Origin of the sequence: Stenotrophomonas sp. 3diitr2024, assembly GCF_042136455.1 — a bacterium.
Lineage (GTDB): Bacteria > Pseudomonadota > Gammaproteobacteria > Xanthomonadales > Xanthomonadaceae > Stenotrophomonas > Stenotrophomonas sepilia.
The window spans coordinates 1-19,720 of record NZ_JBHHMJ010000525.1 but is presented as its reverse complement, the minus strand read 5'-3'; the positions used below and the strand labels follow the sequence as shown (position 1 = coordinate 19,720).

Sequence of the window (19,720 nt, the reverse complement as noted above, 5' to 3'; positions counted from 1 at the left end):
CGGCACGACGACGGATCACCGGTGGCCTCGGTGCAGGCCTCGACCGAGGTGTACAGGCCTTCCTGCACCTTCACCTCCGGCTCCTTCTGGCAGGCGGTGAACAGCAGCGGCGCAGCGCTCATCAGCAGCAGCGCGGTGGTGCGTGAACGTTTCATGGCCTCATGCCCTGTATACGGATCAATGCCCCAATGATGCCAAATCCGGGCCAGCAACCGGAATCGGCAAAGTGGGAAAGATGAACGGCCTTTCATTTTCGTCGGCATTGGGGTCAGAGCCCATCGCGCTGCGATGGGATCCGACCCCGGGCGGCACACCGCACTGGTAGGTGCCAACCTTGGTTGGCACACGCCCCGCGGCGCCGCGCTATGCCCGGCGCGCGCAGCCAAGTCTCCGGCGAGAAGCCCCCTTGTTGTTCAAGGGGGCGCGCCGCAGGCGCGGGGATAAGGGGAAATGCGCGGACCACCAAGCCGCTGCAAGCGGTGAAGGTGGTTGCAGCAGCAACCGAAAAAATTGGCCATGATCGGCTGACCCCCACGTCGTACGGCCCGCCCGTTCCGCCAGCCATGCCCGAATACCGTTCCCGCACCTCCACCGCCGGCCGCAACATGGCCGGCGCCCGCGCCCTGTGGCGTGCCACCGGCATGAAGGACGGCGACTTCCACAAGCCGATCATTGCCATCGCCAACTCCTTCACCCAGTTCGTGCCCGGCCACGTGCACCTGAAGGACCTCGGCCAGCTGGTCGCGCGCGAAATCGAACAGGTCGGTGGCGTCGCCAAGGAATTCAACACCATCGCCGTGGACGACGGCATCGCGATGGGCCACGACGGGATGCTGTATTCGCTGCCCAGCCGCGAGATCATCGCCGACGCCGTGGAGTACATGGTCAACGCGCACTGCGCCGACGCGCTGGTGTGCATCAGCAACTGCGACAAGATCACCCCCGGCATGCTGATGGCTGCGCTGCGCCTGGACATCCCGGTGGTGTTCGTCTCCGGCGGGCCGATGGAAGCGGGCAAGACAAAGCTGTCCGAGCACAAGCTGGACCTGGTCGACGCGATGGTGGTGGCCGCCGATGACAGCGCCTCCGACGAGAAGGTCGCGGCCTTTGAACGCAGCGCCTGCCCCACCTGCGGCTCCTGCTCGGGCATGTTCACCGCCAACTCGATGAACTGCCTGACCGAAGCGCTGGGCCTGTCGCTGCCCGGCAACGGCACTACGCTGGCCACCCATGCCGACCGCGAGGCGCTGTTCCGCCGCGCCGGCCGCCTGATCGTCGAGCTCTGCCATCGCTGGTACGGCGGCGAGGACCCGAGCGCGCTGCCGCGCGGGATCGCCACCCAGGCCGCGTTCGCCAACGCGATGACCCTGGACATCGCCATGGGCGGCTCCACCAACACCATCCTGCATCTGCTGGCCGCAGCGCAGGAAGCGGAGGTCGACTTCGACCTGACCCACATCGACGCGCTGTCGCGACGCGTCCCGCAGCTGTGCAAGGTGGCGCCGAACACACCGAAGTACCACATCGAGGACGTGCACCGCGCCGGCGGCGTGTTCGGCATCCTCGGTGAACTGGATCGCGCCGGCCTGCTCGATACCACAGTGCCGACCGTGCACAGCGCCAGCCTGGCCGAAGCGCTGGAACGCTGGGACGTGGTGCGCAGCGACAACGACACCCTGCATACCTTCTTCAAGGCCGGCCCGGCCGGCATCCCCACCCAGGAGGCCTTCAGCCAGGCCACGCGCTGGCCCGCGCTGGACCTGGACCGCGCCGAGGGCTGCATCCGCTCGCTGCAACATGCGTATTCGCTGGAAGGTGGCCTGGCTGTGCTGCGCGGCAATCTGGCCGTCGATGGCTGCGTGGTGAAAACCGCCGGCGTGGACGAATCGATCCATGTGTTCGAAGGCCCCGCACGCGTCTACGAAAGCCAGGACGCCGCCGTCGCCGGCATCCTCGCCGACGAGGTGCAGCCGGGCGAGGTGGTGGTGATCCGCTACGAAGGGCCGAAGGGCGGCCCGGGCATGCAGGAGATGCTGTACCCGACCAGCTACCTGAAGTCGAAGGGACTGGGCAAGCAGTGCGCGCTGCTCACCGATGGCCGCTTCTCCGGTGGCACCTCGGGGTTGTCGATCGGCCACGTTTCGCCGGAAGCGGCCAGTGGCGGCGCGATCGGGCTTGTGGAAGACGGTGACCGCATCCGCATCGACATCCCGGCCCGCCGCATCGACCTGTTGCTGGATGAGGCCACGCTGGTCCAGCGCCGCAGCGAGGCCGATGCACGCGGCTGGAAACCGCGTGCGCCGCGCCCGCGCAAGGTCACCAGCGCGTTGAAGGCCTACGCCCTGCTCGCCACCAGTGCCGACAAGGGCGCCGTACGCAACACCGCCCTGCTGGGCGATTGATGCCGATCCGGTAGTGCCGGCCGCTGGCCGGCATCTTAAAAAAAGGGACGGAGGGGATTAAGTCGTTTGAGGCACAAACGACTTAATCCCCTCCGTCCCCTTTTTTCAGCCGATCACGCGCTTGAACGGCGGCAGCGCGTCGATGATGCGCTTGCCGTAGCGGCGGGTCAGCAGCCGCGAATCGAGGATGATCACGCGGCCGGTGTCGGTGGAGGTGCGGATCAGGCGGCCGGCGAACTGGGTCAACGTGCGAAGCGCGTGCGGAATGGCGATCAGGTTGAACGCATTGAGCCCGCGGCCCTCGAACCATTCGCTGAGGGTGGCAGTCTGCGGATCGGTCGGCACCGCGAACGGCACCTGGGTGATCACCACCGTGGTGCACGCTTCACCGGGCAGGTCGAGGCCTTCACCGAACGAGTTCAGGCCGAACAGCACCGAACCCTCACCCGCTTCGACGCGGCGCAGGTGTTCTTCGATCAGCCGGGTCTTGGACATCTCGCCCTGTACCAGCACCTGCTTGCGCCGCGCGGCCGGCATCAGCCCGGCCACCTTTTCCATCTTCCAGCGCGAGGTGAACAGCACCATCGAGCCCTTGGCCCAATCCAGCTCGGTGTCGAGGTAGCGCGCCACTTCGCGGGGATGGCCTTCGCGGTCGTCGGGGGTGACCGGGAACCTGGGCACGATCAGCTCGGCCTGGTTGGGCAGGTCGAACGGCGACGACAGCGAGACCATCTCGGCCTCTTCCGGAATGCCGTTGTCGATCGCCAGCGACTGGAAATCGCCACCGCCGGTCAGCGTCGCCGAGGTCATCACCACCGAGTCCACCTCATCCCACAGCAGCTTGCGCAGCACGTGCGCGGCCGATACCGGCGAGCCGTGCAGCACCAGGTCGCCGTCGCGGGTGGCGGTGACCCAGCGCGCCATCGGCGGCGCGCCGTCCTTGTCCTCGCGGCGCCAGGCCTGCCACAGGTTGTACTGTTGCTCGATCATTTCCAGCGCCATGCCCAGGTTGCGCTGCAGGCGCTCGCGCGCGGCATCGTCCGGCTTGCCCTTGGCCACCTGCGCGGTGGCGGCATGCGCCCAGTTGTAGAGGCTGCGGGTCTCGTCGGCCAGTGCCTCGATCGGCTCGCGCCAGGCCTCCGGCAAACGGCCGTTGGCCGCGCGCCACATCGGCTCCTCGTCCGCTGGCGCCGGCATCCACACCCGCTCGATGTGATCGCGGAACGCGCGCAGCTGCTTGGCGACGTTGCTGGCGACCTCGATCGCTTCGTTCGGCAGCAGGTTGCCGAGGCGGTCCTTGTCGACCGCGCGGTAGGCACCGGCAATCAGGATCTGCAGGCGCCCGGTGCGCTTGGCCATTTCATCCAGCGCCAGGCTGGCCGCGCCCTGGTCGATCGCCACGTTGCCGATGTGATGGCCTTCGTCCAGCACCAGCAGCATGTCCGACGGCGGCGCGATCAACGGCTGGCCGTTGTCGCTGTCGCCGATCGACAGCGCCGACAGCAGCAGCGCGTGGTTGGTGACCACGATCTGCGCATCGCGCACGGTGTTGCGTGAACGCAGCACCGCGCACTGCGCCGAATACGCACAACGGCGCCCGGCGCAGCCCGAGGCCGGCGTGGTGATGCGGCTGCGCAGGCCGGGACTGATGGTCTCCGGCGCATTGTCGATATCGCCGTCCCAGCTGCCGCCGGTGAAGGCATCGGTCAGGCGCTTGGCGATGTCCATCTCGATCGGCGCCAGCGGCCGGTCGAACAGTGGTGCTTCATCCTCGAACATGCCGCCCTGCGAGCCCTCGCCCTGTGCTTCGGCGGCGTTACGCGTGCACAGGTAGCGGGTACGGCCCTTGGCCAGCGCCACGGTTGCTTCCAGGCCGGTGGCCTTGAGGAAGTTCGGGATATCGCGCTCGACCAGCTGCGACTGCAGCGCCACGGTGCCGGTGCTGATCACCAGCTTCTTCTTGCTGGCCAGCGCAATCGGTACGCCCGCAGTGAGGTAACCCAGGCTCTTGCCGACGCCGGTCGGCGCCTCGACCACGCCAACGCCGCCGCTCTTCGACAGCGCGCGTGACACCACGCCGATCATCTGGCTCTGCGAGCGGCGGGTGGAGAAGCCGGGAGTATTGGCCTGCAGCGTCGTGTACGCCTTGCGGATCGCGTCCTTCAAGGGGTCATCGAGCGTGCGCGGAGCGGCGACGGTTTCGGTCACGCCGGGAATTACCGTGGCTGGATCGGGCCGGTCATTGTCGCATGGCCGGCCATGTCCGCCGCCGCTGGCTGCCTGAACGGGGCAGCGGCGACGCCCGGCGGCTGGATGAACACGCCGGACGCTGCTGGCGACGGCCCTGGGCCGTCACCGCGGTGTCACTGCACCGCGTTGCCGCGCAGCCGCAGCAGGCGCACCAGCGCCCACACCAGCAGCACCACGCCGATGGCCTCGACCATTGCCAGCGCGAAATGCAGCACGCCGAGGATGGCGCTCAGGCTCGACACGGCACTGAAATCACCACTGCGGACCATCCACATCGGCAGGATGCCCGCCGCCATCCCACCGAGGCTGGTCAACAGCAACAGCAGCAGGCCGACCAGGGCGCCGGTGCGGGTCGCATCGCGCGGCGCACCGACCACCCAGACCAGGCCGACGCACAGCGCGATCAGCACCGGCAGGCGCACACCGACCATGCTCAGCACGGTCACCATCAAGGTCGTGCCGTCCATCGATCAGTCCTCGCCGGCCAACACAGCCGGGCCCTGGCGCAGCGCCTGGTAGACCTCGTCGGTCTGCGGGCGTACGCCGTGCCACTGCAGGAAGCTCTCGGCGGCCTGTTCGACCAGCATGCCCAGGCCATCCACGGTGTTGCGGCAGTTCGCCGCGCGTGCCCATGCCAGGAAGGCGATCGCCGCCTCGCCGTAGTTCAGGTCGACGGCGGTGGTCATCGAGTTGACCAGCGACAGCGGCAGCTTGAACTCGACATCGCGGTCGCGGCCCGCCGAGGTGGCGTTGACGATCAGTTCAAAGTCGCCCAGGTCGCGCAGGTCCTCCCAGTAGCGGCTGATCGCGCGGCCCGGTTCGCCCATGGCATCGATCAGCTCGTCGGCACGTTCCGGCGTGCGGTTGACCACCACCAGTTCGGTGATGCCGGCATCGAGCAGCGCCGGGGCGACGCTGCGCGCCGAGCCACCGGCACCGATCATCAGCACGCGACGGCCGCGCAGGTCCAGGCCGTGGCGGTCGGTCAGGTCGCGCACCAGGCCGATGCCATCGGTGGTGTCGCCGTGCCAACGGTCGCCCTTGCGCAGCAGCGTGTTGACCGATCCGGCGCGGCGCGCCCGTGCGGTCAGCGTGGTGCACACCGAGAACGCGGTTTCCTTGTGCGGCAGGGTGACATTGGCACCGACACCGCCCTCGGCAGCGAAGGCCTCCAGGCCGGCCAGGAACGCCTCCGGGGCCAGGTCGATCGCGCGATAGTCGATGGCGATGCCTTCCTGGCGACCGAACGACGCATGGATCTGCGGCGACTTCGAATGGGCGACGGGGTGTCCGAAGACGGCGTAACGGTCGGTCATGGAATCCTCAAGCTGGCTAGACTGATGCTCTGTTCGTGCATGGAACCGGATGATGCGCATCACCCCGCCCCTGCTGGTGCTTGCCGCCAGTCTACTCTCTGCCCCCGTGGCGATGGCGTTGAACGAGTACGGCATCGAAGGCATGGGCGTGGTCTCGACCCGCGCCGACGAGGGTCGCGCCACGATCAGCGCCGATGGCCAGCGCATCGTTTTCGCCCGCCGCGACGAAGCCGGCTGGGGCCTGTGGGAGGCACGCGTGGTCGACGGTCGTTGGCAGCAGGCACAGGCACTGCCGGTCGGCGTGGCCGGTGAAGCCCGTGATCCCTACTTCAGCCGTGATGGCCGCTGGCTGTTGTTCGCGGCCGGCCGCGAGGGCGCGCTGGCGCTGTACCGCGCTGCGCTGGCCACCGATGGCCGGCTGGGCCCAGCGCAGCCGCTGGGCGGTGACGGCGGGCGCCGGGAAGAGCGCGGACCGGCCCTGAGCGCGGATGGCAAGCAGCTGTTGTTTGCCCGCCAGCAGGGCCATGGCGCCGGCTGGGACCTGTTCATAGCGACGCTGGATGCGCAGGGCCTGCGTGGCCCGGCCACCGCACTGAGCGCGCTGAACAGCGCCGACGACGAGACCGACGGCGACTGGCTGGGCCATGACGGCGCCGTGGTGTTCAGCCGCGGCCACGGCAGTACCGCGCAGGTCTGGAGCAGCGGCTGTGCGTGGAGCGGTGTGGCGCTGCAGCCGCTGGGACTGTCGTTCAACCAGGCCGGCGGCTGGACCGGCGCGCCGGTGATCGACAACGCCAGGCCCGGCGAGATGATGGTGGCCAGCAGCGCGGCAAAGGCGCCGCGCGCCGGTGGCGTGGACGTGTACCGGTTGGCGGTGCCCAGGGTGGCGGCGGTGGCCGGGTGCGTGCGGTAGATCCACGCCATGCGTGGATGGCGCCCGCGAAGGGGTCAGAGCCCTTTCCTGCGGAAAGGGATCCGACCCCGGGGATTGCCCGTCAGCGCGACAGCACCTTGGCGCGCAACTGCTCGTACTCCATCTCGCTCAGCTGGCCGTTGTCCTTGCGCTGGTTCAACGCAGCCAGCTCGGCCTGCACGCTGTCCGGCAGGGCCTGCTCACGGGCTACGTGGCGGGCGGCGGAAAGCTGCTCCGGCGGGCGCTTGCCCGCCCGCCAGGCGGCGATGAAGACAGCGACGATGATGGCACCGAACACCAGGACACCGGTGCCCCAGATCAGCCATTGCATCCATCCCAGTTCGGGTCCCATCGCGCAGTCCTCCGTCTATCGTGGCGCTATTGTCAGCGCTCGCGCAGCCATCGCGCCACCTGCGGCGCGAAATAGGTCAGCACGCCATCGGCACCGGCCCGCTTGAAGCCCAGCAGCGACTCCAGCACGCAGGCACGCTCGTCCAGCCAGCCGTTGGCGAAGGCGGCCTTCATCATCGCGTACTCGCCACTGACCTGGTAGGCGAAGGTCGGCACGCCGAACGTGTCCTTCACCCTGCGCACCAGGTCCAGGTACGGCATGCCCGGCTTGACCATCACCATGTCGGCGCCCTCTTCCAGGTCCAGCGCGATCTCGCGCAGAGCCTCGTCGCCGTTGGCCGGGTCCATCTGGTAGGTCTTCTTGTCGGCCTTGCCGAGGCTGGCCGCGCTGCCCACCGCATCACGGAACGGGCCGTAGAACGCCGAGGCGTACTTGGCCGAGTAGGCCATGATGCGCACGTTGATGTGGTTGTCGGCATCCAGCGCACGGCGGATCGCGCCAATGCGGCCGTCCATCATGTCCGACGGCGAGACGATGTCCACACCGGCCTCGGCGTGCGACACCGACTGCTTGACCAGCGCTTCGACCGTGATGTCGTTCAGCACATAGCCCTTGTCGTCGATGATGCCGTCCTGGCCGTGGGTGGTGTACGGGTCCAGCGCCACGTCGGTCATCACGCCCAGTTCCGGGAAGCGCGACTTCAGCGCGCGGATCGCACGCTGCGCCAGGCCGTCCTCGGCCCACGCCGCCGACGCGTCCAGCGACTTCAGCGACGGGTCGATCACCGGGAACAGGTCGATCACCGGAATGCCCAGTTCCAGCGCTTCTTCGGCCACCTTCAGCAGCTCTTCGATCGACAGCCGCTCCACGCCCGGCATCGACGGCACTGCGGTGCGGCCCGCCAGTTCGTGCACGAACACCGGGTAGATCAGGTCGTCGGTGGTCAGCGTGTTCTCGCGCATCAGGCGGCGCGAGAACTCGTCGTGGCGCATGCGGCGCGGGCGGTAAAGCGGATGGGACATGGCAGGCTCCGAGGAGTGGCTATTGCAACAGGTAACCCTGCGGCAGCAGGGGTTCGGGCAAGGGGCGTTCGCCGAGCGCGTCGAGCTGGTCGATCTCGATCGTGCGCACCAGCGCGTCCAGCGGCAGGTCGTTCGGCTCCAAGCCGAACGGGTCTTCCATTTCTTCGCCCAGCTGGTCCAGGCCGAAGAAGGCATAGGCCAGCACCGCCGACAGCACCGGCGTGCCCCAGCCCAGCGAACTGGCCAGGCCGAACGGCAGCAGCACGCAGAACATCCACGCGCAGCGATGCAGCAGCAGGGTGTAGGCGAACGGCAGCGGCGTGGTGAGGATGCGCTCGCAGCCGGCCTGGATCGACGACATCGCGTGCAGGCGCTCCTCCAGCTGGGTGTAGAGAATCGGATCGAGCTCGCCGGCGCGCAGCGCCTGGGCCAGCTCGGCAGCGATCATCGACAGCAATGCATCCGGCACGTTCTCGCGCTGGCCCAGCTGCTCGCGTTGCGGCTTGTCCAGCCATGGCAAGGCAGCCAGGGCCACGATGCGTCCACGCAGGCGCGCGGCCAGCGCATGGGCGAACGCGGTGGTGAGGTACGCGATGCGGCGACGGCGGCCGCCGTCATCGGCCAGCAGCAGGTGCACCTGGCGGGCCAGCGAACGTGATTCGTAGACCAGCTGGCCCCACAGCTTGCGGCCTTCCCACCAGCGGTCATAGCAGGCGCTGTTGCGGAAGCTGAGGAAGATCGACAGGACCAGGCCGAGCAGGGTGAACGGCGTGACCGACACGCGTTCGATGCCGGTCGGCGGGGCCAGTTCCACCACGGCCGCCACGGCAATGGACAGGATCAGGATGGCCAGCACCTTCGGCGCGATCGCTTTGACGATCGAGCCGCGCAGGATGTACAGCAGTTGCCAGCCGTGGGGACGGGGTCGGATGATCATCGGGCAGCCGCGCCAGGCGCGGAATCACAGGCACGCGGGGGGCTCGCGCAGCCGCTCATTGTACGCCCCTGCCCGGCCAGCAGCCGTGTATCTGCGACGCCCGGTCGCACCGGGTGCCGGGATTCAGATCACGCCGCCGCCCAGGCCCAGGCGCAGGATGCCGACCACCACCACGATGCCGTTCAGCACCAGCCCGGCCCAGGCCCGACCGCGCTTGGTCGGGTGGGTAAACAGGATGCCCAGCGCGGCGATCACCGCGCCGACGGCGGCGAACGGGATCAGGAACCAGTTGCCCCAGCCAAGCAGCGGAATCAGCGCCAGGATCATCCACAACAGCGCAAGTACGCCCCACAACAGACTGATCACGCCCATTCCGCTCTCCCGCAGTTGGTTCCTGTCTGTCCACCATAGTCGTTCACGCGGTCGCCGCCTACTGCCGTTGGCGGGGCTGTCACCCGACGCGTGCTAGCGTGCTGCCGTGGGTGCCCGGGCCCGGGTGTTGGCGCCGATTCAGAGTGGCCCACCGAAGATCGCAACCAGTCCTACAGGGGTCGTGCCATGAACATCCGTTGGGCCGCGCTGGCGGCCATCCTGCTGGTCGCCGCCGGTTGTGCCAGCACCTCCAAGGTCATGCTGGGGCGCGCCCGCGCGCCGATCGATCCGGCACTGGTGCAGATCTATTCCACGCCACCGGCCGGCTCGCAGGAAATCGCGCAGCTGGAATCGGCATCTGCCGTGGGCTTCGGCACGCAGGGCCAGACCGATGCCGCGGTGGCACGCCTGAAGCGTGAAGCGGCGGCACTGGGCGCCAATGGCGTGGTGCTGATGGGCGTGGGCAGCAGCGGCTCACCGGTGGGCATGTCGGTGGGTGCCGGCACCTTCGGCTCGCATGTGGGGGGTGGCGTCGGCATCGGTATTCCGACCACGCAGAAGCGCGCCGCCGGCGTGGCGATCTGGGTACCCAATCCGGAACCGCCGGCACGGTTGCCGACCCAGGTGATCACGCCGCAGCGGTGATGCAGTAGATCCACGCCATGCGTGGATGGACATTGACGCACGGGGTCAGAGCCCTTTCCTGCGGAAAGGGATCCGACCCCGGCGCGGGCATCACTTGTACTTCGGCACGAACACCTTGTTCACCGCATCGGCCAGCTGGTCCGGCGGCAGCAGGCCCTGGTCGAGCAGGAAGTTGTTGAACGCCAGGCGGTCGAACTTCGCGCCCAGTGCCAGCTCGGTCTGCATGCGCAGTTCGAGGATGCGGGTGTAGCCATAGAAGTAGCTGCCCGCCTGGCCCGGCATGCGCACCATGTAACGGTCCAGTTCCTGGGTGGCCATCGCCTTGGACAGGCCGACCTGCTCCATCAGCACACGTTCGCCGTTGGCGCGGTCGGTCAGGCCGAGGTTGAGCATCGGGTCAAGCATTGCGCGTGCGGCCCGCAGCAGGCGGAACTGCAGGGCGATCATCTGCCCGTCCAGCGGCTCGTACGGCACCATCTCGGCCTCGGCATACAGCGCCCAGCCTTCAACATTCACCGAATTGAACGCGAACATGGTGCGTGCCAGCGAGACACCACGCTCGACCATCGCGGTGAACTGCAGCTCGTGGCCGGGGCGGCCTTCATGCGCGCTCAGCGTCCATGCCGCCGCACCGAAGTTGAAATCGTCGTATTGTGCGCCCGGGCCCGCCGCCGGGTTGCCCAGCGGCAGCACGAAGGTGCCCTGCTGCCCGGTGTTGTTGACCAGCGGCGCCGGCAGGAAATGCGGGGCCGGGCTGGCCGCGCTCTCGGCGGCCGAACCCAGGCGCATCTGCATGGCGCGCTTGGGCACGTCGACGATGGCATGCTCGCGGATCAGCGGATCGATCGCATCGATCACCTTGCGGTAGTGCCCTTCCAGATGGTCGTCGGCGATCTTGTCGGCCTTCAGCGCGCGGATCACCGCCACCGGGTCACTCGGGTCGGCCACCTTCAGACCCTTGTCCTTCACCACCAGCGGCGCCAGCTGCTGCATCGCCGAGCGGGTTTCCATGAACTCCAGCTGCGCGCGCTGCATCAGCAGCTTCGGATCGATATCGATACCGACCTGCTTGAGCTGGTAGGCGTACAGCGGCGCCGGCAGGCGCGCATCGGTGCGTGCCTTCGGCAGCACGTCCTTGCGGGTCCAGGCGGCGTAGTCCTTCATCTGCCCGGCCAGGGCCTTCATCGCCTCATCGGCGCCGGCGATCTGGTACTTCTTCAGCAGCGACTCGATGCCGGTGATGTACGTCTCGACATTGTCCAGCGATTGCTGCACTTCGATCTTCGTCGGCTGCAGCAGGCTGCCGTCCTTCAAGCGCTCTTCGTAACGCTGGCGGGCCAGCGTGGTGAACGCGGTGCCACCCGGCTGCAGCCCGGCGTAGGCCTTGAGGCGGTCGATCGCCTTGGCCCGGCGCTCGGCCGGCACCTGGTCGGACAGCAGCAGGTTGAGGCCGCTGAAGATGGTCTGCGGCGCGTCACTCCATGGCAGCAGGTACTTCTCGTTGAGCTCGCTGCCTTCGATGTTCTGGTTGGCGGCGTGGATCATGATCTCCAGGTCCTGGCGGACGTTGGGATCCTGCTCGGTGGCCAGCTTGGCTTTCAGTTCATCGCGGGCCTTGGCCATCGCGGCGCGGTAGCGCTTGCCATTGTCCGCACCGAGGTCGGCCACCTTGTCGTCATAGCCGGGCACGCCGAAGAAGCCGGTTTCTTCCGGCTGGAACGGGCCCTGCGCATCAAGCAGGATCTGCGCCAGTGCGTTGCTGCGGGCCACCCAGGCCGGGCTGGCCGGAGTAGCGGCCTTGGCGGCGGGTGCCGCCAGCGCCGGCGGTGCGGACATCAGCGGGGCGGCAGTCAGGGCCAGGGCAACGGCCAACGCGATCGGCTTCATGGTGCACTCCAGGACAGGGTTGCCCGCACCCTACGCGCTCAGCGCTGTGGCGACAATCGGCCGGAGGTCACAACGCCGCGGCCAGCGGGCATTCGCCGCGTTCGCGGCAGGCCTGCAGCTCGCATTCCTGCGCGGCCTCGTCATCATCCAGCGCGGTCAGGTCGAACGTCTGCTTGTTCTCGCCCAGCACATACATCACCGGATAGTCCCAGACGTCGTCGCTGCGGGTGCCCTTCACGAACAGCCGGCCGCGCGCGCGCGGGCCTTCCAGGGCCACGGTCAGGCCGACGTCACGCTGGCCGTTGATCGCGGTCTGCATGCTGCCCAGCGGCATCGACTCGGCACGCAGCGGCTCGCCGAAGGCTTCCACCAGTTCGATGCTGCATCCAGCGCGGCGCATCGCCTCGCGCATCGGCGGGCTCTCGCGTGCCGCCTCGCTCCAGCGCAGCACGCTCCAGGCCACCACGCCACCGGCACCGGCCAACACCAGCAGCACGGCCAGCGGCATCGCCCAGCGCCAGTGACGGGACCACCAGCCGGCAGGCTTCGCGCCATGGGTGGGAATCGGCGGCGGCAGTGTCATCGGCGGGCTCCTTCCCGTTTGTGCATCAGGGCTTCAGGCAGCGTCCCAGGAAGGCTTCGGCCACACGGTAGCGATGCAGGGCATCGGCGCCGGACAGGCCATGCTTGGCACCCGGATAGGTCATCAGCTCGAACGGCTGGCCGCGCTTCTGCAGCGCGCTCATCAGGCTGGTCGAGTTGGTGAACAGCACGTTGTCATCGGCCATGCCGTGAATCAGCAGCAACGGCGAACGCAGGCCTTCGATATGGGTCAGCACGCGCGCTTCGCGGTACCCCGCTTCGTTGCGCGCCGGCAGGTCCATGTAGCGTTCGGTGTAGTGGCTGTCATACAGGCCCCAATCGGTGACCGGTGCGCCGGCCACGCCACAGGCGTACTGGTTCGATGCCTTGGCCAGCAGCATCAGAGTCATGTAACCGCCGTTGGACCAGCCCTGCACGCCGATGCGCGCCGGGTCCACCCACGGCTGCTGCTTCAGCCAGGCCACGCCGCGCAGCTGGTCGGTCACTTCCACCGTGCCCTGCTTCCCGTACAGCGCACCACCGAAGTCGCGGCCACGGCGCGGAGTGCCGCGGTTGTCCAGCGAGAACACCACGTAGCCCTGCTGGGCCAGGTACTGGTTGAACAGATGGTCGCCGCGGCCGGGCCAGCTGTCGGTGACGGTCTGGCTGGCCGGGCCGCCGTAGACGTACACCGCCACCGGGTAGCGCTTGGACGGATCGAAGCCGGCCGGCTTGATCAGGCTGTAGTTCAACGGGGTCTTGCCGTCGGCAGCCATCAACGTGCCGAACTCGACCGGGCGCTGCGCATCGCGGTAGCGCGCATACGGGTGCTTGGGATCGGTCAGGTCGTTCTCGACCAGCGTGGCGATCTTCTCGCCGTTGGCGCGGAACAGTTCGATCTGCGGCGGCGTGGTGCTGTTGGACCAGCTGTCCACGTAGACGCTGGCATTGCGGGCGAAGCTGGCGCTGTGCATGCCCGGCGCCTTCGACAGGCGCTGCGGCTCACCGCCCTGCAGCGACACCGCGTAGATCTGGCTTTCGCGCGAGGTCTCGATGCCAGCACGGAAGTAGGCCTTGCCGGCCTTCTCATCGACCGCCAGCAGTTCGTCCACCGGCCAGTTGCCATGGGTCAGCGCAGTGGCCTTGCCCTTGTCATCGATGCGGTACAGGTGCTGGAAGCCGGTGCGCTCGGACGACCACAGCACGCTGCCATCTTCAAGGAAGCGCAGGCTGTTGTGCAGCGGCACCCAGGTCGGGCTGGTCTCGTGGGCGAGCACGCGCTGGCGGTTGGAGTCGAGCGCCACTTCGACCAGGTCCAGCTGCTTCTGGTCACGCGACTGGCGCTGGAAACTCAGGTGCTGCGCATCGCGCCAATCGACGCGGGCCAGGTAGATGTCCTGTTCCTTGCCCAGGTCGATCCAGCGCGGCTGCGCATCGGCGGCCGGTGCGATCACGCCCAGCTGCACGCGCACGTTGGCGTCGCCGGCGGCCGGGTAACGCTGTTCGATCACGTCGGTGCGGTCGGCATAGACCTCGTAGCGCTTCTGCACCGGCACCGGCGCCTCGTCGATGCGGGCGAAGGCGATGGCCGAATCATCCGGCGCCCACCAGTAACCGGTGTGGCGATCCATTTCCTCATCGGCGACGAACTCGGCCACGCCGTTGCCGATGGTGGTGCTGCCGTCGCGGGTCAGCTGCAGCTGCTTGCCACTGGCCAGGTCGATCACCCACAGGTTGCGGCCACGGATGAAGCTGACGAAGCCGCCCTGGGGCGACAGCTTGGCGTCGGTGGCGAAGCCTTCACCGTGGGTCAGCTGGCGCACGGCCGCCTGGCCATGCTGCTTGAGGTCGTACAGGTAGAGTTCGCCGCCCAACGGGAACAGCAGGCGCTGCGCGTCCGGCGACCACTGGTAATCGACGATGCCGGTCATCGCGGCGATGCGCTGGCGCTCGCGTCGGGCCTTTTCCTCATCGCTGAGGGTCTCGGTGCCGGGCAGCACGACCTTGGAATCAACCAGCAGGCGGGTCTGGCCGCTGCCGATGTCGTAGGTCCACAGGTCCAGCTGGTTGCGGTCGCTGTCCTTGCCGCGCAGGAAGCTGACCTGCGAACCGTCCGGCGCCACCTTGGGCTTCATCAGGGTCGGGCCGGACAACGGCAGGGGGCCGGTGATGGCTTCCAGGGTCAGCTTTTCGGCGTGGGCGGCGGTACTGGTGGCGAGCATGAGGGCAAGCGAAGCGAACAGGTGGCGCATGGAGGATCCCGGCAAACGGCAGGTCCGCCTCCACGCGGGGCGCGGGACGGTCGTCCCCCATCCTAACCAAGCCCGTGCGGGAAGGCAGCATGACCTTCTGCCCATAAGCAGTGCGGACGAGTGCCGACCAACGGTCGGCACCCACCTTCAGATGCCGGGGTCAGCGCTGGCCGAACAGATGCTTGCGCTCTTCGTCGCTGAGCGGCTTGCCGGCGTTCGGGTTCACCTGCTGGCGCAGCGCATAGGCGCGCTGGGTGGCCGGGCGCGCGGCGATGGTCTCGTGCCAGCGCTTGAGGTTCGGGAACGCGGCGAAGTCCACCGGCAGCTTGTCGTAGGCGCCGATCCACGGGTAGCTGGCCATGTCGGCGATGGTGTACGCGTCGCCGGCCAGGAAGGCCTGCTGGGCCAGGCGCTTGTCCATCACCCCGTGCAGGCGGCGCACTTCGTTGTCATAGCGCTCGATCGCATACGGGATCTTTTCCGGGGCATACACATTGAAATGCCCCATCTGGCCGCTCATCGGGCCCAGGCCCGCCATCTGCCAGAACAGCCATTCCAGGGTGGTGACGCGGCCGCGCGGGTCGCTGGGCAGGAAGCGGCCGGTCTTCTCGGCCAGGTACAGCAGGATCGCGCCGGACTCGAACACGCTCTGCGGGGCGCCGCCATCGACTGGGGCGTGGTCGACGATGGCCGGCATCTTGTTGTTGGGCGAAATGGCGAGGAATTCCGGCTTGAACTGGTCGCCCGAGCCGATGTTGACCGGGTGGATGCGGTACTCCAGGCCGGTTTCCTCCAACAGCAGGGTCACTTTATGGCCGTTCGGGGTGGGCCAGTAATACAGGTCGATCATGGCGTCGGCTCGGGGTGCGGAAAGGAACCTGAAGTCTAGTGCGTGAGTTGGGTTGGCACCGTCATGGCGGGCCGGTAACCTCGCCTCTCCCCCGAAACGCAGCATCCCCCGCATGAGTGCAAACCGCCCGCCGCTCTCCCCGTTGTCCACGCTGATCTTCGCCTCGCGCTGGCTGCAGCTGCCGCTGTACCTGGGCCTGATCGTGGCGCAGTGCGTCTACGTGTTCCTGTTCGGCAAGGAACTGTGGCACCTGATCTCGCATTCGGTGTCGATGGGCGAGCAGCAGATCATGCTGATCGTGCTGGGCCTGATCGACGTGGTGATGATCTCCAACCTGCTGGTGATGGTGATCGTCGGCGGCTATGAGACCTTCGTCTCGCGCCTGCGCCTGGAAGGCCACCCGGACCAGCCGGAATGGCTGAGCCACGTCAATGCCAGCGTGCTGAAAGTGAAGCTGGCGATGGCGATCATCGGCATCTCCTCGATCCACCTGCTGAAGACCTTCATCGCCAGTGGCGCACTGAATGGCATCCCGCTGTGCACGCCGGAGCAGATGAGCGTGGCCGCCGCCAACATCGGTGTCGCCCGCTGCTCGATGCTGACTCAGGAAGGCGTGCTGTGGCAGACCATCATCCACTGCGTGTTCATCCTGTCGGCGATCGGCATCGCCTGGACCGACAAGCTGATGTCCAACGGCCACAGCAAGTCGCACGACAAGGCGCACGACCACTGAGGTCGGCGCCGGCAACGGCACGGCCGCCGTTGCCCATCCCGGCCACTGCTCTTGTACGCGGCGGCGGCCGGGATGCTAGATTGCACCCTCGCCGTTGCCGGCGGTGGCGTCGGGAAACGTCACCCTGCCGCGCCCGGACCGCAGGTCCCGGCCATGCATATCAATGATTTACGTCACGTCGTCTTCTAGAGGGGAGCAGGATGTCGCACGTCTCAACGATCACCGCCGCGCGCCGGTGGCTGCCGGTTGCCCTGGCACTGGCACTGGCTGCCTGCTCGGGCAAGGAGGAAACCGCCGCACCGGCCCCGGCCGCCGCACCCACCGCCGCTGCACCGGCCGCACCGGTGGTTGCCGCCAAGGTGCAGTCGATGGGCACCGAGCAGCTGCGTGAGTCGGCCAGCCAGGCCCTGCGCGAGAACCGCATGTACGCGCCGGCCGGCGACAACGCCATCGAGTACTACCTTGCCCTGCGCGACAAGACGCCGGACGACGCCTCGGTGAAGAGCGCACTGACCGATCTGCTGCCCTACACCCTGATCGCCGCCGAACAGCACCTGGGCCGCGAGGACTACACCGAAGCGCAGCGCCTGGTGGCACTGATCGAGAAGGTGGACGCCTCTGCGCCGGCGTTGCCGCGCCTGAAGGACGGCCTGGCCAAGGGCGTGCAGAACGCGGCCAAGCGCACCGAGGCCGAAGCCGAGAAGGCGAAGAAGGACGCCGAGGACCGCAGCAAGCAGCAGACCGAACAGCAGCGCCTGGCCGAGCAGCGTGCCAAGGAAGCCGACGCAGCCAAGCAGATCGCTGCCCAGCAGGACGCTGCCCGCCGCGACAACGAGCGCCAGGAAGCCGAGCGCCAGGCTGCGGCCCGCCGCGAAGCCGAGCAGAAGCAGCAGCAGGCTGCCGCCCAGCAGGCCAGCGCCGCACGCCAGGCCGCAGCTCCGGCGGCCGCTGCGGCGCCGAACCTGCGCCCGGTCAGCACCCCGGCGCCGCGCTATCCGTCCGAGGCGCTGCGCGCAGGCACCTCCGGCGAAGTGCTGGTGGAAATCACCGTCGGCACCGACGGTTCGGTGACCAACGCCCGTGTGCTGCGCGCAACGCCATCGCGCGTCTTCGATCGCGAGGCCATGAACGCGGTCAAGCGTTGGCGCTTCGAGCCGGTCAGCGCACCGGTCACCACCCGCCGCACCCTGGTGTTCGCCCCGGGCGGCAGCTGACCGCGAAAAGGGGACGGAGGGGATTAAGTCGTTTCCGCCCCGCAATGACCACACGGCCCGGCATGTCCGGGCCGTGTTCGTTTCAGGCGAGGCTGTCGATCAGGCGCTGCAGTGCCGGATCACGCGCGGCCAACACCTGGAACAGGCCCAGCGCATGCAGGCCCGGCAGCAGCGCACGCAGGTCGGCTTCGGCGGTGGCGCGGGTGGCGTCATCGCTGGCGGGGTCCTGCCAGTCACGGACGCTGGCGAGGAAGGCGCCGACGCTGCCCTTGCGCACGGTGAGGCCGTTCACCTGCACCTCGTTCTGATGGTCGGGAAGGATGTCCTGCGGCTGCATGGGTGATGCTCCTGTGGGATCGGGAGCCCAGTGTGCCGCCCAGCCGTTGGCACTTCTGCCGTATAACTGCCATTGGATATGGCAGATCAGACATCACCCACGTTGATTGACCCCGCTTTGGCGAACGCCGAAGGCGGTCCACCCGTCTTGGCCTCGCAGCTGCGGGTGCCCGGACGGCGCCGCACCGCGCGCCACCAGCACGTGCGCGGCCAAGTGCTGGGTGCCCACCACGGCCTGCTGCGGATCGAGGCCGGCGATCTGCACTGGTTGCTGCCGGCGGGGCATGCTGCCTGGATACCGCCCTTGCTGCCTCACGCCCTGGTAGGGGCAGAGGCATTCGATGGCTGGAGCCTGTACTTCAACGCCGAAGCCTGTCTGGAGCTGCCCGCCGTGCCGCGCATTTTCCAGCCGAACGTGCTGTTGCAGGCCGCGATGATGCGCGCACTGAGTTGGTCGCATCAGGCGCTGGACGCCGCACAGGCACGCCTGGCCGGCGTGATCGCCGATGAGATCGCCGCCAGCACGCCTTTGCCGCTTGCCTTGCCACAACCGCAGGATCGACGGTTGCGGCGGATCGCGGCGGCGCTGGCACGGTCGCCGGACGACCTTTGCAGCGTCGAAGCGTGGGCAGCCGCCAGCGGCCTGTCCAGCCGCAGCCTCGCCCGCCATTGGCAGGCCGAAACAGGCATGACCCTGGGCCAGTGGCGGCAACGCCTGCGCGTGCTGCTGTCGCTGCCACGCCTGCTGGCGGGCGAGCCGGTGATCAGCGTCGCGCTGTCGATGGGCTACGACACGCCCAGCTCCTTCATCAACGTGTTCAAGCGCGAGATGGGGGTGACGCCTGCGCGGTACGCAAAAGAGGACGGAGGGAATTAAGTCGCTTTTGACTCTTCCGACACGGCATCGCGGCGTTGCCTGATGTCCGGCTTCGCGGCCGCAATGACAGGCTGAAACCCCGTCCAGTCTCCAGATCCGATGCCCCGACAAGCGCGCCTGATGCTGGCAGGCCAGGCCTATCACGTGATCCAGCGCGGTGTGAACAAGGGCGCGATCTTCGTCGACGACATCGACCGCCAACTGTTCCTGCATCTGTTGCACAGCGCATTCCTCAAGCACCACGTCGCACTGCATGCCTATGTCCTGATGGGAAACCACGTTCACCTGTTGGCCACGCCCTCCACACAGCAGGGTCTGGCTGGTGCAATGCGCATGCAGGGCAACAACTACGTACAGGCCTTCAACCAGCGGCACGGGCGCAGTGGACCTCTGTGGCAGGGCCGCTTCCATTCCTCAATGATCGACAGCGATGCGTATCTTCTCAGCGTATACCGCTATATCGAACGCAATCCCGTCCGTGCAGGAATTGCTGTCAGTGCTGAAGATCACCCGTGGTCCAGCGTGCATGGCAACCTTCAACGACGCAATGATCCGATGTTGACGCAACATCCCGCGTTCGAGGCGCTGGCAGCGACCGCTCTGGGAAGGGCGACGTTGTATGCCGAATTCCTGCGCGATGTGAATGCGTCCGCCGACGTACCCGCGAACCGCAACCACAGCGCCAGACAACGCCCGATGGGGAACGATGCGTTCCTGCGGATGGTGGAGCAGACGTTGGGGCGCCCGGTGGAGATGCGCGGACGAGGACGTCCGCGCAAG

General features: G+C 67.8%; 19 protein-coding genes. 7 read left to right on the top strand and 12 right to left on the bottom strand.

Going from position 1 to position 19,720, the window contains the following annotated elements:
- Positions 1-563: 563 nt before the first annotated feature.
- Positions 564-2,402 (top strand): dihydroxy-acid dehydratase, encoded by a 1,839-nt coding sequence (gene ilvD / locus ABGA94_RS13385; RefSeq protein ID WP_065177877.1) that lies wholly within the window; start codon positions 564-566, stop codon positions 2,400-2,402.
- 105 nt (positions 2,403-2,507) lie between these two features.
- Here ilvD and dinG read toward each other — a convergent pair whose 3' ends face one another.
- The 3 genes from dinG to aroE all read right to left on the bottom strand — a co-directional run bounded on the left by dinG (position 2,508) and on the right by aroE (position 5,968).
- On the bottom strand, positions 2,508-4,610 hold the full coding sequence (gene dinG / locus ABGA94_RS13380) for an ATP-dependent DNA helicase DinG (RefSeq protein WP_375367514.1): 2,103 nt from the start codon (positions 4,608-4,610) through the stop codon (positions 2,508-2,510).
- A 155-nt stretch (positions 4,611-4,765) separates the two neighbouring features.
- Entirely contained in the window at positions 4,766-5,119 is a 354-nt protein-coding gene (locus ABGA94_RS13375) for a hypothetical protein (RefSeq protein WP_005420176.1), read from the bottom strand.
- Positions 5,120-5,122: 3 nt separating this feature from the next.
- Positions 5,123-5,968, bottom strand: a complete 846-nt coding sequence (gene aroE, locus ABGA94_RS13370) for a shikimate dehydrogenase (protein WP_005420177.1) — start codon at positions 5,966-5,968, stop codon at positions 5,123-5,125.
- Between the two features lie 49 nt (positions 5,969-6,017).
- Between aroE and ABGA94_RS13365 the strand changes: the two genes are divergently transcribed.
- On the top strand, positions 6,018-6,881 hold the full coding sequence (locus ABGA94_RS13365; RefSeq protein ID WP_095378226.1) for a PD40 domain-containing protein: 864 nt from the start codon (positions 6,018-6,020) through the stop codon (positions 6,879-6,881).
- Between the two features lie 82 nt (positions 6,882-6,963).
- Here ABGA94_RS13365 and ABGA94_RS13360 read toward each other — a convergent pair whose 3' ends face one another.
- From ABGA94_RS13360 to ABGA94_RS13345, 4 genes are all read right to left on the bottom strand, one after another.
- Positions 6,964-7,233 (bottom strand): hypothetical protein, encoded by a 270-nt coding sequence (locus tag ABGA94_RS13360; RefSeq protein WP_095378227.1) that lies wholly within the window; start codon positions 7,231-7,233, stop codon positions 6,964-6,966.
- 32 nt (positions 7,234-7,265) lie between these two features.
- Complete coding sequence (gene hemB, locus ABGA94_RS13355; RefSeq protein WP_005420181.1) at positions 7,266-8,255, bottom strand: porphobilinogen synthase; 990 nt, start codon at positions 8,253-8,255, stop codon at positions 7,266-7,268.
- A 19-nt stretch (positions 8,256-8,274) separates the two neighbouring features.
- The gene (locus ABGA94_RS13350; RefSeq protein ID WP_069138806.1) at positions 8,275-9,192 is read right to left on the bottom strand and encodes a bestrophin family protein; all 918 of its coding nucleotides are present in this window, start codon (positions 9,190-9,192) and stop codon (positions 8,275-8,277) included.
- 123 nt (positions 9,193-9,315) lie between these two features.
- Positions 9,316-9,564, bottom strand: a complete 249-nt coding sequence (locus ABGA94_RS13345) for a hypothetical protein (protein ID WP_005420185.1) — start codon at positions 9,562-9,564, stop codon at positions 9,316-9,318.
- Between the two features lie 186 nt (positions 9,565-9,750).
- On the opposite strand from ABGA94_RS13345, the gene ABGA94_RS13340 reads away from it, so the two are divergent.
- A complete protein-coding gene (locus ABGA94_RS13340) occupies positions 9,751-10,209 on the top strand; it encodes a hypothetical protein (RefSeq protein ID WP_005420187.1) in 459 nt (152 codons plus the stop codon).
- A gap of 90 nt (positions 10,210-10,299) precedes the next feature.
- On the opposite strand, the gene ABGA94_RS13335 is transcribed toward ABGA94_RS13340, so the two are convergent.
- From ABGA94_RS13335 to ABGA94_RS13320, 4 genes are all read right to left on the bottom strand, one after another.
- Entirely contained in the window at positions 10,300-12,096 is a 1,797-nt protein-coding gene (locus ABGA94_RS13335) for a DUF885 domain-containing protein (RefSeq protein WP_005420189.1), read from the bottom strand.
- Between the two features lie 67 nt (positions 12,097-12,163).
- Entirely contained in the window at positions 12,164-12,679 is a 516-nt protein-coding gene (locus ABGA94_RS13330; RefSeq protein ID WP_262220825.1) for a cytochrome c oxidase assembly factor 1 family protein, read from the bottom strand.
- A 25-nt stretch (positions 12,680-12,704) separates the two neighbouring features.
- Entirely contained in the window at positions 12,705-14,930 is a 2,226-nt protein-coding gene (locus tag ABGA94_RS13325; RefSeq protein WP_065177872.1) for a S9 family peptidase, read from the bottom strand.
- Positions 14,931-15,090: 160 nt separating this feature from the next.
- A complete protein-coding gene (locus tag ABGA94_RS13320; RefSeq protein WP_262220824.1) occupies positions 15,091-15,780 on the bottom strand; it encodes a glutathione binding-like protein in 690 nt (229 codons plus the stop codon).
- Between the two features lie 112 nt (positions 15,781-15,892).
- On the opposite strand from ABGA94_RS13320, the gene ABGA94_RS13315 reads away from it, so the two are divergent.
- Both ABGA94_RS13315 and ABGA94_RS13310 read left to right on the top strand, forming a co-directional pair.
- Positions 15,893-16,513, top strand: a complete 621-nt coding sequence (locus tag ABGA94_RS13315; protein WP_065177871.1) for a TIGR00645 family protein — start codon at positions 15,893-15,895, stop codon at positions 16,511-16,513.
- Positions 16,514-16,713: 200 nt separating this feature from the next.
- On the top strand, positions 16,714-17,727 hold the full coding sequence (locus ABGA94_RS13310; RefSeq protein WP_061478999.1) for an energy transducer TonB: 1,014 nt from the start codon (positions 16,714-16,716) through the stop codon (positions 17,725-17,727).
- A gap of 82 nt (positions 17,728-17,809) precedes the next feature.
- Here the strand turns inward: ABGA94_RS13310 and ABGA94_RS13305 are convergent, their stop codons facing one another.
- Positions 17,810-18,064: a hypothetical protein gene (locus ABGA94_RS13305; RefSeq protein WP_111128509.1), complete on the bottom strand. Its 255-nt coding sequence runs from the start codon at positions 18,062-18,064 to the stop codon at positions 17,810-17,812.
- 78 nt (positions 18,065-18,142) lie between these two features.
- Between ABGA94_RS13305 and ABGA94_RS13300 the strand changes: the two genes are divergently transcribed.
- Together ABGA94_RS13300 and ABGA94_RS13295 are read left to right on the top strand one after the other, a co-directional pair.
- Positions 18,143-18,940: a helix-turn-helix domain-containing protein gene (locus ABGA94_RS13300; RefSeq protein WP_375367509.1), complete on the top strand. Its 798-nt coding sequence runs from the start codon at positions 18,143-18,145 to the stop codon at positions 18,938-18,940.
- 99 nt (positions 18,941-19,039) lie between these two features.
- Positions 19,040-19,720: transposase (locus ABGA94_RS13295; protein ID WP_375367507.1), on the top strand; the 681-nt coding region annotated here is incomplete at its 3' end.

Excerpts from the sequence above, each read along its gene's own strand:
- ABGA94_RS13340 (WP_005420187.1), top strand. The coding sequence starts at position 9,751 with ATGAACATCCGTTGGGCCGCGCTGGCGGCCATCCTGCTGGTCGCCGCC.
- ABGA94_RS13320 (WP_262220824.1), bottom strand. The coding sequence starts at position 15,780 with ATGATCGACCTGTATTACTGGCCCACCCCGAACGGCCATAAAGTGACC.
- ABGA94_RS13310 (WP_061478999.1), top strand. The coding sequence starts at position 16,714 with ATGTCGCACGTCTCAACGATCACCGCCGCGCGCCGGTGGCTGCCGGTT.
- ABGA94_RS13350 (WP_069138806.1), bottom strand. The coding sequence starts at position 9,192 with ATGATCATCCGACCCCGTCCCCACGGCTGGCAACTGCTGTACATCCTG.
- ABGA94_RS13315 (WP_065177871.1), top strand. The coding sequence starts at position 15,893 with ATGAGTGCAAACCGCCCGCCGCTCTCCCCGTTGTCCACGCTGATCTTC.
- ABGA94_RS13330 (WP_262220825.1), bottom strand. The coding sequence starts at position 12,679 with ATGACACTGCCGCCGCCGATTCCCACCCATGGCGCGAAGCCTGCCGGC.
- aroE (WP_005420177.1), bottom strand. The coding sequence starts at position 5,968 with ATGACCGACCGTTACGCCGTCTTCGGACACCCCGTCGCCCATTCGAAG.
- ABGA94_RS13365 (WP_095378226.1), top strand. The coding sequence starts at position 6,018 with ATGATGCGCATCACCCCGCCCCTGCTGGTGCTTGCCGCCAGTCTACTC.
- ABGA94_RS13360 (WP_095378227.1), bottom strand. The coding sequence starts at position 7,233 with ATGGGACCCGAACTGGGATGGATGCAATGGCTGATCTGGGGCACCGGT.
- ABGA94_RS13300 (WP_375367509.1), top strand. The coding sequence starts at position 18,143 with ATGGCAGATCAGACATCACCCACGTTGATTGACCCCGCTTTGGCGAAC.
- ABGA94_RS13325 (WP_065177872.1), bottom strand. The coding sequence starts at position 14,930 with ATGCGCCACCTGTTCGCTTCGCTTGCCCTCATGCTCGCCACCAGTACC.
- hemB (WP_005420181.1), bottom strand. The coding sequence starts at position 8,255 with ATGTCCCATCCGCTTTACCGCCCGCGCCGCATGCGCCACGACGAGTTC.
- ABGA94_RS13375 (WP_005420176.1), bottom strand. The coding sequence starts at position 5,119 with ATGGACGGCACGACCTTGATGGTGACCGTGCTGAGCATGGTCGGTGTG.
- ilvD (WP_065177877.1), top strand. The coding sequence starts at position 564 with ATGCCCGAATACCGTTCCCGCACCTCCACCGCCGGCCGCAACATGGCC.
- ABGA94_RS13345 (WP_005420185.1), bottom strand. The coding sequence starts at position 9,564 with ATGGGCGTGATCAGTCTGTTGTGGGGCGTACTTGCGCTGTTGTGGATG.
- ABGA94_RS13305 (WP_111128509.1), bottom strand. The coding sequence starts at position 18,064 with ATGCAGCCGCAGGACATCCTTCCCGACCATCAGAACGAGGTGCAGGTG.
- ABGA94_RS13335 (WP_005420189.1), bottom strand. The coding sequence starts at position 12,096 with ATGAAGCCGATCGCGTTGGCCGTTGCCCTGGCCCTGACTGCCGCCCCG.